Source organism: Bradyrhizobium sp. ORS 86 (assembly GCF_045571475.1).
GTDB lineage: Bacteria > Pseudomonadota > Alphaproteobacteria > Rhizobiales > Xanthobacteraceae > Bradyrhizobium.
In genome coordinates this window covers 169,173-182,331 of the sequence record NZ_CP120699.1, presented here as the reverse complement: position 1 = coordinate 182,331, position 13,159 = coordinate 169,173, and the positions used below count along the sequence as shown (strand labels likewise).

Annotated in this window: 12 protein-coding genes; 3 read left to right on the top strand and 9 right to left on the bottom strand. The window is 65.1% G+C overall.

Features of this window, described 5'->3' with window-relative positions; translation table 11 throughout:
- Positions 1-79 precede the first annotated feature (79 nt).
- The 3 genes from P6U25_RS00850 to P6U25_RS00840 all read right to left on the bottom strand — a co-directional run bounded on the left by P6U25_RS00850 (position 80) and on the right by P6U25_RS00840 (position 2,539).
- Positions 80-547, bottom strand: coding sequence for a hypothetical protein (locus tag P6U25_RS00850; protein ID WP_407149559.1), 468 nt, complete (start codon positions 545-547; stop codon positions 80-82).
- Positions 548-667: 120 nt separating this feature from the next.
- Positions 668-2,206 carry a YifB family Mg chelatase-like AAA ATPase gene (locus P6U25_RS00845; protein ID WP_407149558.1) on the bottom strand — a complete coding sequence of 513 codons (1,539 nt, stop codon included), beginning with the start codon at positions 2,204-2,206 and terminating at the stop codon, positions 668-670.
- Positions 2,207-2,320: 114 nt separating this feature from the next.
- On the bottom strand, positions 2,321-2,539 hold the full coding sequence (locus P6U25_RS00840) for a hypothetical protein (RefSeq protein WP_407149557.1): 219 nt from the start codon (positions 2,537-2,539) through the stop codon (positions 2,321-2,323).
- Between the two features lie 377 nt (positions 2,540-2,916).
- Here P6U25_RS00840 and P6U25_RS00835 point away from each other — a divergent pair, with 377 nt between their 5' ends.
- Both P6U25_RS00835 and fsrB read left to right on the top strand, forming a co-directional pair.
- Entirely contained in the window at positions 2,917-4,908 is a 1,992-nt protein-coding gene (locus P6U25_RS00835) for a TonB-dependent siderophore receptor (RefSeq protein ID WP_407152718.1), read from the top strand.
- A gap of 5 nt (positions 4,909-4,913) precedes the next feature.
- Positions 4,914-6,200: a siderophore utilization protein FsrB gene (gene fsrB, locus P6U25_RS00830; RefSeq protein WP_407149556.1), complete on the top strand. Its 1,287-nt coding sequence runs from the start codon at positions 4,914-4,916 to the stop codon at positions 6,198-6,200.
- A gap of 87 nt (positions 6,201-6,287) precedes the next feature.
- Here fsrB and P6U25_RS00825 read toward each other — a convergent pair whose 3' ends face one another.
- The 4 genes from P6U25_RS00825 to rsmI all read right to left on the bottom strand — a co-directional run bounded on the left by P6U25_RS00825 (position 6,288) and on the right by rsmI (position 9,745).
- Positions 6,288-7,259 carry an MBL fold metallo-hydrolase gene (locus P6U25_RS00825; RefSeq protein WP_407149555.1) on the bottom strand — a complete coding sequence of 324 codons (972 nt, stop codon included), beginning with the start codon at positions 7,257-7,259 and terminating at the stop codon, positions 6,288-6,290.
- 186 nt (positions 7,260-7,445) lie between these two features.
- Positions 7,446-8,393, bottom strand: a complete 948-nt coding sequence (gene gshB, locus P6U25_RS00820) for a glutathione synthase (RefSeq protein ID WP_407149554.1) — start codon at positions 8,391-8,393, stop codon at positions 7,446-7,448.
- Between the two features lie 28 nt (positions 8,394-8,421).
- Complete coding sequence (locus tag P6U25_RS00815; RefSeq protein WP_407149553.1) at positions 8,422-8,805, bottom strand: YraN family protein; 384 nt, start codon at positions 8,803-8,805, stop codon at positions 8,422-8,424.
- Positions 8,792-9,745, bottom strand: coding sequence for a 16S rRNA (cytidine(1402)-2'-O)-methyltransferase (rsmI, locus tag P6U25_RS00810; protein WP_407149551.1), 954 nt, complete (start codon positions 9,743-9,745; stop codon positions 8,792-8,794). Before rsmI ends, P6U25_RS00815 begins: the two co-directional genes overlap by 14 nt.
- Before the next feature lie 220 nt (positions 9,746-9,965).
- On the opposite strand from rsmI, the gene P6U25_RS00805 reads away from it, so the two are divergent.
- Complete coding sequence (locus P6U25_RS00805) at positions 9,966-11,165, top strand: penicillin-binding protein activator (RefSeq protein ID WP_407149550.1); 1,200 nt, start codon at positions 9,966-9,968, stop codon at positions 11,163-11,165.
- Between the two features lie 208 nt (positions 11,166-11,373).
- On the opposite strand, the gene hemW is transcribed toward P6U25_RS00805, so the two are convergent.
- Positions 11,374-12,531, bottom strand: a complete 1,158-nt coding sequence (hemW, locus tag P6U25_RS00800; protein WP_407149549.1) for a radical SAM family heme chaperone HemW — start codon at positions 12,529-12,531, stop codon at positions 11,374-11,376.
- Positions 12,518-13,153 carry an RdgB/HAM1 family non-canonical purine NTP pyrophosphatase gene (gene rdgB, locus P6U25_RS00795; RefSeq protein ID WP_407149548.1) on the bottom strand — a complete coding sequence of 212 codons (636 nt, stop codon included), beginning with the start codon at positions 13,151-13,153 and terminating at the stop codon, positions 12,518-12,520. Before rdgB ends, hemW begins: the two co-directional genes overlap by 14 nt.
- Positions 13,154-13,159: the final 6 nt, after the last annotated feature.

Below are 13,159 nucleotides of genomic sequence, written 5' to 3'. Positions count from 1 at the left end.
CGTTGCAAAGTGCTTGAGGCCGTCGAGGGTTTCTTGCCGCCCCGCGAACAGGGTTAGCGAAGGGTTAATTCGGGGCGCGTCAGAGCGACGCCGCCTCGAGGCTGCGGTGGCTGCCGTGCGCGCTGACGATCAACGCTGCGGCGTCGCGCGCCGAGAAGGTCTTCGACTGCACGAAGACGCGATAGTCGGACGGGCCGTCATGCGCAAGATAGATGACCGGATCGCTCGGCGACGGATCGCTGGAAATCGCAATCAACTGCGGCACGGCGCTGCTCGCGCAGGCGCCGGCCTCGCTGTCGTCGACGTCGTCGATCACGGTGAAATCGGCATTCTCGGCACTGTCGGCGATCCGGACCCTGACGGTGGCAAGGCGGGGATCGTCGGTAAAGCTGACGTGAAGCTGGGCCAGCCAAGGGATCGAAGCGATCTGCAGCGCGGCGCTGCCGACTTCGATGCAGGGCCGAGAGCCGGGCAAGATCTCGGCGCGGGCAAACACTGCGGCCGCGGCCAGGGGGACCACCGAGGCCAGAACCTTGAAACGCAACATGACGCTACTCGCTCGACCGGAGCTCCCGCAGGTTGCGGGGACTTATGGTTTGCGGAGCGTAAATAAAACTCGTTACCACCGCGTTGACGCGGAGCGGTGTCCGGCGCGAAACGGGACAGCTCAGGCGGCGCGGCGCAGATCGTCGGCGAGCGCCCGGTAGGACAGCGCTTCGGCGAGATGCAGGCGGCCGATCGTCTCGGCGCCGTCGAGGTCGGCCAGCGTGCGCGCCACCCGCAACACGCGGTGATAGCCTCGCGCCGTGAGGTGCATGTTATCGGCGGCCTCCCGCAACAGCTTCTGCCCGTGTGCATCGGGTTGCGCGATGATATCGAGCAGCGAGCTCGGCGCCTCTGCATTGGTGCGGAGGTGCGGCATGCCGGCCGCGGCGTAGCGTGCGCGCTGGATGTCGCGTGCGGCCGCGACGCGTGCGGCAACCTCGGCCGATCCTTCGGATGGCGGCGGCAGGATCAGATCCGCTGCGGTCACGGCCGGCACCTCGATCCGCAGATCGATGCGATCCATCAGCGGACCCGAGATCCGCATCTGGTAGTCCGCGGTGCAGCGGTCGAGCCGGCCGCGCTTGCAGGAATAGCCGGGCTCATAGGCATGGCCGCAACGGCACGGGTTCATTGCCGCCACCAGCATGAATCGCGCTGGATAGGTGACACGATGATTGGCTCTGCTCACCGCGACCTCGCCGTTTTCCAGCGGCTGGCGCAGCGAATCCAGCACCCGCGGATCAAACTCCGGCAGTTCGTCGAGGAACAGCACGCCCTGATGCGCGAGCGAGATCTCGCCGGGCTTTGCGCGCATGCCGCCGCCGGTCAGCGCAGCCATGCTGGCGGAATGATGCGGACTGCGGAACGGACGCCGCGCCGTCAACGCGCCGTCGCGGATCTCGCCCGCGACCGAGGCGATCATCGAGACTTCAAGCAGCTCCGACGGCGACAGCGGCGGCAGAATCGAGGGCAGCCGTGCCGCCAGCATCGACTTGCCGGCGCCCGGCGAGCCCATCATCAACAAGTGATGTCCGCCGGCGGCCGCAATCTCGAGCGCGCGTTTGGCGCTCTCCTGGCCCTTGATATCACGCAGGTCGAGCAGCGCTTCCTCGCGCTCATGCACTTTCGGCTGGGGACGCGACAGAAGCTGCGTGCCCTTGAAATGATTGGCGATCTGAATCAGCGAGTTCGCTGCGATGATCTGGATGTCAGGGCTCGCCCATGCTGCTTCCGAGCCGCAAGCGGCCGGGCAGATCAGCCCCTCGTCGCGCGAATTGGCGCCGATCGCGGCGGGCAGCACTCCTGCGACCGGCGCGATCGATCCATCGAGCCCGAGTTCGCCAAGCACGGTAAAGCCGTTGAGGGCGTCCGGCGGGATCGCCCCGATCGCGGCCATCAGCCCGAGCGCGATCGGCAGGTCGTAGTGGCTGCCTTCCTTGGGCAGGTCGGCCGGCGCGAGGTTGACGGTGATGCGGCGCGCCGGCAGCGCCAGGCCCGAGGCGATCAGCGCCGAGCGCACCCTCTCGCGCGCCTCCGAGACCGCCTTGTCAGGCAGGCCGACGATCGCGAACGCCGGCAGACCAGGCGCGACCTGCACCTGCACGTCGACCGCGCGGGCCTCGATCCCCTCGAAAGCGACGGTAGAAACGCGTTGGACCATGCTGCCCCTGTCTTCCGCAATCGAAGGTAGCGGAACCCGGCACCAAGTGCAAGAACATTACGGGAACGACTGGAGTGTTTGCTGTTTGCTGCCCGGTGCCGCCATGCGTCGCCGTCACACCAACTCCGGATCGGAGCCGATGGTGTCGGCATCGTCATGCAAACGACGTGTGACCCTGACCATCGATCGCATCGACGAAGGTCCGCAGGAGTCGCTCCACAACATCCGCCGCGTCGCGGGCACATTGTCGCAGCGCGCCGCCGATTTCCCTTCTGTTTCAGCAATCACCACGTTTGGCGCCGCGCAGTCTCGACCTATTCCAATGACCGACATCTGTACTCGCGCGCTCTCCGCTGTAGAGCCGGATCACAAATTCACATCCGGACTGACATCAGGGGCGCCTTCGCGTGATCGACAGACTCGTTTCGCATTCCATTCGTCAACATCCAGTCTTGCGAACGATCGGTCTATGCACCGCCGCCGCGTTTGTAACCGGCGCGGCGATCGAAGAAGCCGACGCGCAATCGGCATTGCCGCCGGTGACAGTGGATGCGCCTCAGACGCGCACGAACACGACCGCTGCAAAGCCCGGCCGTCGCGCGGCGGCCGCGCGCGCGAGCCGTCCCAATCGCGCACCGCAGCCACCGCGCGAGACGAACTCGCCTGCGTCCGTTGCCGGGTCTGGCGCGGGAGAGCGCGCCGGCGGTCCGGTGGTCGGTTTCGTCGCCACGCGTTCGGCGACTGCGACCAAGACCGACACGCCGCTGCTCGAAACGCCGCAATCGATCTCGGTCGTCACGACAGACCAGATCAGGAACCAGGGCGCAGAGTCGGTGGGCGCCGCATTGCGTTACACCGCCGGAGTCAGTGGAGACGTCAACGGCGGCTCGGACATCCGCTTCGGCGGCTTGCAGATTCGCGGCTTCGACATGACGATGCCCGGCCTTTATCTCGACGGCTTGCGGCTGCCCAGCAGCAACTACGTGCACTTCCTCGGGCTCGATCCTTACGGCGCCGAGCGCCTCGAAGTGTTGAAGGGACCATCCTCCGCGATGTTCGGCGGCAGCGGCACCGGCGGCATCCTCAACTATGTGAGCAAGCTTCCGACCGCGCGCGAGTTCGGTGAAGTGTCGCTGTCCGGCGGCAGCTTCAATCGCTACCAGGGCGAATTCGACGTCGGCGGCCCCGCCAACAAGGAAGGTACGGTGTTGTGGCGCCTGACCGGTGTGGCGCGCGACGGCGAGACCCAGGTCGACTACACCAAGGACAGCCGCGTCTTCGTCGCGCCGGCCGTCACGGTGAAGCCGAACGACGATACCACCATCACCTTCCTGGCGAACTACCAGAAGGAGCGGACGGGCTGGGGTCTGCAGTTCTTGCCGCCGTCCGGCACCGTCTGGGCCAATAACGGCCGCTTCATTCCGAACACGCGTTTCGTCGGCGAGCCTGGCTTCAACCAGTTCGATACCGAGCAATCTTCCGCTGGCTACATGCTGTCGCACGACATCAACGCCGCGCTGACCTTCCGCCAGAACCTGCGCTATTCGTGGATGCACAACGAGCAGAAGAGCTTTTACGGCACCGGCTATGCCTCGGCCGCCGACGAAGCCGCCGGCCTGTTGTCGCGCGGTGGTGCCGGTGGCGCCTCGACGATCAATTCCTTCGCGGTCGACAATCAGTTGCAAGGCAAATTCGTCACCGGCATCCTGAGTCACACGACGCTGTTCGGCATCGACTATCGCAACACGTCGTTCCGCGACATGGCCTCGAGCTTCAGCACCGGCAAGATCAACGTCTTCGCGCCCGTTTACACCAATAGCTGGACCAACAACGGTCCATACGACGACACCGGCATCAAGCAGTCGCAGGCGGGCCTGTATCTGCAGGACCAGATCAAGCTTGGGCGGCTATCCTTTCTGCTCGGCGGGCGGCAGGATTTCGTCACCACCGGCCTCGACAACAACCTTGCGCGGACGTCGACGTCGACGGACGCGTCAGCGTTCACCGGCCGAGCCGCCGTCATGTACAATTTCGACAACGGGATCGCGCCCTATTTCAGCTATTCGGAATCGTTCTTGCCGGTGCTGAGCATCAACGCCGCCGGCGAGCTGCTGAAGCCGGAAACCGGAGTGCAGTACGAAGTCGGCGTCAAATATCAGCCGGTCGGCGTCAACGCGCTGATCACGTTGGCGGCCTTCGATTTGACCCGATCGAACGTCGTTACCTACGCGCCGCCATCCTACTTCGCGGAGCAGACCGGCGAAGTCAGATCGCGCGGCATTGAGCTCGAAGGCACCGCGACGCTCGCTGAGGGCGTCAATATCCGCGGCGGCTACGCTTACATCGACGCGGTCGTCACCAGGGATCCCGTCAACGTCGGCAAGGCACCGCCCACCGTGCCGCTTAACCGTTTCTCGCTGTGGGGAGATTACACGGTTCAGGGTGGACCGCTCGCCGGCGTGCAGTTTGGCGCCGGTGTCCGCTATGTCGGATCGACGTTCGGCGACGACGCGAACACCTTCAAGGTCCCGGCCTCCACGGTCGCCGATGTGCTGGTTGCCTACACCAGGGACAATTACCGCCTCTCGCTTAACGTCACCAACCTTGCCGATACGCGCTACGTCGCCGCCTGTTACGGCGACACAAGCTGCTTCTACGCCGAGGGCCGCAAGGCGATCGCGAAGCTGACCTATCGATGGTGATCGTCATGAGACCGATGCTCGGACGGCTGCATCGCTGGGCGGGGCTCCTCACGGCGGCCTTCCTGTTTTTTTCGGGCGTCACGGGTGCGATCATCTCGTGGGATCACGAGATCGACGACGTCCTCAACAGGAAGCTGTTCGAGGTGACGAGTTCGGGACCGGCCATCCCATCGGTCGAGCTGGTCAAGCTGATCGAGCAGCGCGATCCGCGTGCCCGCGTCGTCCATATGTTCATGACGGCCGAGAAGGGCGAATCCTTGTGGTTTTTCGTGCTGCCCCGGATCGATCCGGCGACCGGCAAGCGCTACACCCTCGACTACAACCAGGTGTTCCTCGATCCGAACACCGGCGCCGAGCTGGGGCGACGCTACTGGGGCGCGGTCTGGCCGATCAGCCGCGAGAACTTCGTCTCGTTTCTCTACAAGCTGCATTATACGATGCACATCCCCGAATTTTGGGGCAGCGATCGCTGGGGCATGCGCTTCCTCGGCATCATCGCGGTGATCTGGACCATCGATTGCTTCGTCGGCTTCTACCTGACGCTGCCGTCGCGCCGTCGCGTAAGGCTGCAACAGGCCGCGGCGGCAGCGGGCCGCGGCAAGAGCTTCTGGGCTCGCTGGGCGCCGGCCTGGAAGATCAAGACCTCGGGCAGCGCGTATCGAATCAATTTCGACATCCATCGCGCTTTCAGCCTGTGGACCTGGGCGCTGTTGTTCGTGATCGCGTTCACGGCATTCTCGCTGAATCTCTATTTCGAGGTGTTCTCGCCGCTGATGAAGACCGTATCCAGCTATACGCCGACTCCCTATGAGCAGCGGCCGTACCGCCATCTCGACGATCCGATCGAGCCGAAGATGACCTATGCTGAGATCGCCGCGCGCGCCGCCGCCGACGGCAAGGCGCGGGGTTGGGCGACGCCGATCGGTTCGATCAATTACGGCCCGGCGCACGGGGTCTATGCCGTCGCGTTCTTCGAGCCCGGTGACGAGCATGGCGCCGCGGGCGTCGGCCCGGCCCAGCTTTACTACGACAGCGAGGACGGCCGTCCGCTGGGTGAGCGGCTGCCATGGGTCGGCACCGCAGCCGATGTCTTCGTGCAGATGCAGTTTCCGTTGCATTCCGGCCGCATCGCTGGCTTGCCCGGACGCATCCTGATTTCGCTGATGGGGCTCGTTGTCGCGGCGCTGTCGGTGACCGGTGTCGTGATCTGGTGGCGCAAACGCCGAGCGCGCGTCGCTTCGCGACGAGAGGTCGCGCCGCCCGCCGGAGAACGCCTCGCGCCAGCCGAATAGACCAGGACGCCTCGATCTGGAGCACCCTCGTTCGACGGGACCATTCGGGGGCGATCATCGCCCCCGAATGTATCCTCGAGAGGTTCGTTACAGTGTCATCTGCATCGGCTCCGGATAGTACCGGAAGCCATCGCCGGCCTTGGCCACGTGGCCGTAGCCCGGCCAGGCGAAGTGATAGGACATCACCGGCGTCTTGTTGGCCGCCAGCATCTCCAACAGCCTCACCCGCGATTGCGCCGCCTGTTTCGGATCGGTGTCGTAGGAGAATTCCATCCGCGGCTTCTCCAGCAACAGCACCGCGTGATGCGAGAGGTCGCCGAGGAAGGCGAAGGACTTGCCGCCCGAGCTCACCATGAAGATGGTGTGGCCCACGGTGTGGCCGGGCGCTGCGATCGCCTGCACGCCGGGCAGGAATTCCTGGCCGTCCTTGAAGAACACCAGGCGGTCCCTCACCGGCAGCAGGTTCTTGCGGGCGTGGACGATGAAGTCCTTCAGCGCGCCGCCCAGCTTGCCTTCGTCGGTCCAGAAATCGAGATCGCTTTGCGCGATATAGTACTGCGCGTTGGGGAACAGCGGCTTGTTGTTGGCATCGACGATGCCACCGATATGGTCGATATGCGCGTGCGAGAGCACGACAGCATCGATGTCCTCCGGCTTGATGCCGGCTTCCTGCATGCTCTTCTGCTGCCGGCCGGTGGTTGGGCCGAACAGATGCGAGGTACCCATGCCGGTGTCGAACAGGATCAGTTTGTCGCCGGTGTTGACGATCGGCGAGTTCTGCTCGAGCACGACATTGTCGGGCGACAGGAAGTTGTCGGAGAGCATCTGCTTCACTTGCTCCTTCGGCACGCCGGTGAAGGTGCCGGACGGATCGCCAAGCGGGAGCGGACCGTCCGATACGACGGTGATCTCGGCATCGCCGAGCTCGAAGCGGTGCCAATAGGGCGTCTGGGTGCCGAGCTTCGGCGCGCGCGCGATCGCGGTGCCGCCGAGCATGGTGCTGGCGCCAAGACCGGCACCGAGCGCGAGCAAGGATCGTCGTGAGACATTGAGCGTCATACGTCTTCCTCCACAATCTTTATGATTATTTTCGCGTTGTCGCCCGCAACGGCCCGCCGCTTGACCTGACGCAGGCAACAGGATGCTGCGCTCGCCCGCGCAAGCTGGCAAGAAGAATAAGGCGATGGAGTGCGCGTCAGGGATCGGTCCGAAGCGCAACCGGATTTTGCATCTAATAAGGAAGGCTTATTTGGCGGCGCGCCTGGCCTCGATGACATCCCAGATCTTTGCCGCGATGTCGGGGCCGTTGAGCCGCTGAATCGCGCGGATACCGGTCGGGGACGTAACGTTGATCTCGGTGAGATTGCCGTCGATCACATCGATCCCGACGAACATCAGCCCGTGCTTGCGGAGCGCAGGCCCCAGCGTCGTGCAGATCTCGCGCTCGCGGTCCGAGAGCTCGGTCGCCGTAGCCGCGCCGCCGCGCACCATGTTCGAGCGCAGATCGTCGGTCGCCGGCACGCGGTTGACGGCGCCGGCGAATTCGCCATCGACCAGGATAATGCGCTTGTCGCCATGCTTCACCTCGGGAAGGAAGCGCTGGATTACCCACGGCTCCTTGAAGGTGACCGAGAACATGTCGAACAGCGACCCGAAATTCATATCCTGCGGCATGACACGGAACACCGCGGCGCCGCCATGGCCGTGCAGCGGCTTCATGACGACGGCACCGTGCTGATCGCGGAACGCATTGATCTCGTCGAGGTCGCGCGAGATTAGGGTCGGCGGCATAAGCTGCGGGAAATTCATCACAAACAGCTTCTCCGGTGCGTTACGCACGGCCGCCGGGTCGTTGACGACCAGGGTCTTCGGATGGATGCGCTCGAGCAGATGGGTCGAGGTGATGTAAGCGAGGTCGAAGGGCGGATCCTGCCGCAGCAGCACCACGTCGAAAGCGTTGAGCGGCTCCCGCTTCGGCTCGCCCAGCGTGAAGTGGTTGCCGACCTCGTCACGCACGGTGAGAAGCTGCACCGGCGCCACCAGCTCGTCGCCGCGCAGCGACAGCTTGTCCGGCGTGTAATAGGAGATGCCGTGGCCGCGCTTCTGCGCCTCGAGCAGCAGCGCAAAGGTGGAATCGCCGCGGACGTTGATGCGCGCGATAGGATCCATCTGGACGGCGACGTTCAATTTCATGGGGCTTATCCCGCGAGTCTGGAGGTCGTTATGGGCTTGCGTCGAATGCCGCTAACAGATGGCGCGGCAGGCTCTTTGGCGCAATCAGCACGGCATCGAATCTGAGGTCAAATTCCGCATGTTCGGGATGCGCCATCAGCCAGGCCTGGGCGGCATTGATGATGCGCTGCTGCTGGCGCGGCGTCACCGCGTAGGCGGCCTCGTCGAGGCTGGGGCGGGCCTTGACCTCAACGAAGGCCAACAGGCTGCGCCGGCGCGCCACCAGATCGATTTCGCCGTAGGGGGTCCGGAAGCGCTTGGCGAGGATGCGATAACCCTTGGCCATCAGATAGGCGGCGGCGCGGCTTTCGGCGGTGATGCCGGTGCGGAATGCCACGACACGTTCGGGGGAAGCGCCTTCAGTCTTCGCCATCGCCGTCCCTGTTGTCCTTCGCGAGCTCGAGCGCGCGGGCATAGACCTCGCGGCGCGGCCGGCCCGAAAGTTCGACGGCATGAGCAACCGCATCCTTGACGCTGCCGCGCGCGAGCTGGGCGCGCAACAACTCATCCAACGCGTCCTGATCCATCACCCCGGCATCGTCTGGCGGCGGTCCGACGACCAGCACGAACTCGCCGCGCGTTTCCAGAGTATCGGTGGCCGCTGCAAGCTCGGCGAGTGGTGCGCGCGTGATGTCCTCATGCAGCTTGGTCAGCTCGCGGCAGATCGCAGCATCGCGCCCGGGCATGACCGCGGCGAGATCGCGCAAGCTCTCCTGCACGCGATTGCCGGATTCGAACATCACCAGGGTCGAATCGATCCTGGCGAGCTCGCCGAGCCGCGATCGGCGCGCATGCTCTTTGGCTGGAAGGAATCCTTCAAAGAAAAACCGGTCGGTCGGCAGCGCCGCGACCGACAATGCCGTCAGCACCGACGACGGTCCGGGGACTGCGATCACCCGATGCCCGGCGGCGCAGACCTCGCGCACCAGCTTGAAGCCAGGATCTGATATCAAGGGAGTGCCGGCATCCGAAACCAGTGCGATCGAGACACCTTGCGCCAATTGCGCCAGCATCCTCGGCCGCGCCTGCGCAGCGTTGTGCTCGTGATAGGGTTGCAGTTCGGCGCCGATCGCGTAACGCTCGGTCAGGCGGCGCGTAATCCTGGTGTCCTCGCAGGCGATGAGGTCGACACCGGCCAGCGTTTCCAGCGCGCGCAGGGTGATGTCGGCGAGATTGCCGATCGGGGTCGCTACCAGATATAGCCCCGGCGCCGCCTTGGGGGCCGCCAGTATCTGGCCACCGACGGAATAGGTCCTGGTCGAAGTACCCGCAGTGGCCTCGGGGCCGTACAAGGAACTGGCTTTTGTGCGCATAATGACAATCTAGAGGGACGGCCGTGCTTGCGCTACACCGGCAGCGGTGTTGGCTGAGCGCAGCCGAACCAAGAAACCAGAGCCTGCCGGCAAGCGTCCGGCACGGCCATAATCCTTTTGTTTTGGTTAACTATTCGCCGACAATATGCCTGAATCCACCGGCCTGATCAGGGCTGGATGGAATCCTGGCCGATCATGGTCGGTCAAGAGAAGAGAGACGATGACAGGCCCCCATCACCGCAAGTCCCCGCTGTCGGGCGCGACCCGGCGGACCGCGCTTGGCCTTATCGTGGGCGCGCCACTGCTGGCGGCCTGCTCGGGCGTGCAGCAAACGCTCAATCAATTCTCCACCCCGGAGGCCGGCCCTTCAGGACCGCCGCAACAGCCGCAAGCGATCGGAACGGGGCAGGTCAAGGTCGGGCTGGTCCTACCGCTGTCGGCAGCGGGGAATGCGGGCGTCGCCGCGCAGTCGATGCGGAATGCCGCCGAAATGGCGCTCGCCGAATTTCAGAATCCGAACATTCAGCTCCTGATCAAGGACGATGGCGGCAGCGCACAGGGCGCGGCGCAGGGAACCCAGCAGGCGCTGTCCGAGGGAGCCGAGATCATTCTGGGGCCGCTGTTCGCGGGCTCAGTGCCGGCCGCGGCGCAACTGACGCGGCAACGCGGAATCTCCGTGATCGCGTTCTCGACCGACTCGAGCGTCGCCGGACGCGGCGTCTATCTCCTGAGCTTCCTGCCGGAGTCCGATATCAATCGCATCGTCGACTATGCGTCCGGTATCGGCAAGCGCTCCTTTGCAGCGATGGTCCCTGATAACGCCTACGGTAATGTGGTCGAGGCCGCCTTCAAGCAGGTGGTCAGTCGCAAGAACGGCCGCCTCGTCGTGTTCGAGAAATACGGCGCCGATCGTGCAACGCCGGCGCGGAATGTGGCGCAGACACTCGGCCAGGCCGATGCACTCCTGCTTGCCGACGACGGCGATTCGGTCGTCGCCACCGCCGATGCGCTGACCGCGGCCGGCGCCAATCTGCACAACATCCAGCTCCTTGGTACAGGGCTGTGGGACAATCCGCGCGTGTTCGCGAGCCCTGTCTTGCAAGGCGGCCTCTATGCCGCGCCCGATCCGGCCGGCTTCCGCGGCTTTGCGGGTCGCTACCGCGCCAAGTTCGGCGGCGAGCCGGTACGCACCGCGACACTTGCCTATGACGCCGTTGCGCTGGTCGCGGCGCTGGCGCGCACGCAGGGTGCGCAGCGCTTTGCACCGGAAACGCTGACCAACCCTTCCGGCTTTGCCGGCATTGACGGCCTGTTCCGCTTTCGCTCGGACGGAACCAACGAACGCGGCCTTGCCGTCATGAAGGTGGCATCGGGTGGCAGCACAGCCGTCGCCGGCTCACCAAAGAGCTTCGGCGCCTAGAGCAAATTTCGGTTCTGATTGAATCAGAACCGAAGCTCTAGATTCTTGTTTTGACGCGTTTTCTTCACGCGAACCGGTATCCACTTCGCTCGAAAACGCTCTAATTCTCGTCAGGCGCTGGCCATCCCTGATTTGCCCGACGGGTCGAGCGCCGGCACCCGCCAGCTCCTTTGCATGGGGTTGTTTTCGATATTTTGGCAGCGTGCGCCTAAGCCGCCAAATCCGCAACGACCGCGTCGAGCACCGGGAAGCCCGACTTCGTCACCCGCAGCCGACCGTCGGCATCGACGGCGATGGCGCCTTCCTCGCGCAGCACGGCGATGCGGTGCGGGTCGAGCTGGCGACCCGACAGCGCCGCATAGCGTTCGGGATCGATGCCCTCGGCGAGCCGCAGCCCCATCAACAGGAATTCGTCGGCGCGCTCCTCGCTGTTGAGGCTGTCATCGGTGACGACGCCGTGACCGCGCTCCTCGACATTCAGCAGCCATGCCTCGGGGCGTCGCTCCGTGGCGGTCGCGTGCCTGACACCGTCGATGTCGAGTCGGCCATGCGCGCCGGGGCCGATGCCGGCATATTCCTCGCCGCGCCAGTAGACGAGGTTGTGCCTGCACTCGGCGCCGATGCGGGCGTGATTGGAGATTTCGTAGGCCGGCAAGCCCTCGCGCGCGCAGACCTCCTGCGTCACGTCGTAGAGCGCGCGCGCGGCCGCTTCATCGGGCGTCTGCAGCTTTCCGGCGGCATGCAGCCCGAAGAACGGCGTGCCTTCCTCGATCGTGAGCTGATAGAGCGACAAATGCTCGGCCGCCTCCGAGATCGCCTGCTTCAATTCGCTCGCCCACATCTGTGGCGTCTGCTCGGGCCGGGCATAGATCAGGTCGAAGGAATAACGATCGAACGCTGAGCGCGCGATCGCCACCGCATCGAGCGCCTCGCGGGCCGTGTGCAGGCGCCCCAGCGCCTTCAGCGATGCGTCGTCGAGCGCCTGCACGCCGAGCGAGACGCGGTTGACGCCGGCTGCGCGATAGCCGCGAAAGCGCGTCGCCTCCACGCTGGTCGGATTGGCCTCGAGCGTGATCTCGACATCGCGCGCCACCGACCAGTGCTTGCCGATCGCGTCGAGCACCGCCCCGACGGTCTGCGGCTGCATCAACGAGGGCGTGCCGCCGCCGAGGAAGATCGAGGAGACCTCGCGGCCCGGAACGCGCGCCGCCGTCGTCTCGATCTCGCGAGCAAACGCGCGCACGAAGCGCTCTTCGTCGACCGGCGCATGCCGCACATGACTGTTGAAATCGCAATACGGGCATTTCGACAGGCAGAACGGCCAGTGCACGTAGACGCCGAAGGCTGCTCGTTCAGTGCGGCTCAAGGCAGATCTCCGCGAGCTTCACGAAGGCGCGCGCGCGATGCGACAGGCCAAGGCCGAGCGGCGGCAGGCCGTGTTTCTCGATGCTGGTCATCTCGCCAAATGTCCGCGCGTGGCCGTCAGGCAGGAAGGCCGGATCGTAGCCGAAGCCGGCCGTGCCGCGCGGCGGCCAGACCAAGGTTCCATCGACGCGGGCCTCGACCTCGTCGAGATGATCGTCCGGCCATGCCACGCACAGCGCGGAAACGAAATGTGCACTTCGGCGGTCCGGCGTGGTAGCGCCGCGCTCCTGCAGCAGGCGCTCGATCCGCGTCATCGCGGCCATGAAGTCCTTGCCCTCGCCGGCCCAGCGCGCCGAATAGATGCCCGGCGCCCCGTCCAACGCGTCGACCACGAGTCCGGAGTCATCCGCAAAGGCTGGCAATCCCGTCGCCTTGGCCGCCGCGATCGCCTTGATTGCCGCATTGGCGCGAAAGTTATCGCCGGTCTCTTCGGGCTCGGCGAGGCCGAGCTCACCGGCGGATACCGCTTCGACACCGTACGGTGCCAGCAGCTCCCGCATCTCGGCAAGCTTGCCGGGATTGTGGGTGGCGATCACGAGCCTTCCGGTGATTCGGCGATGCATAACCAA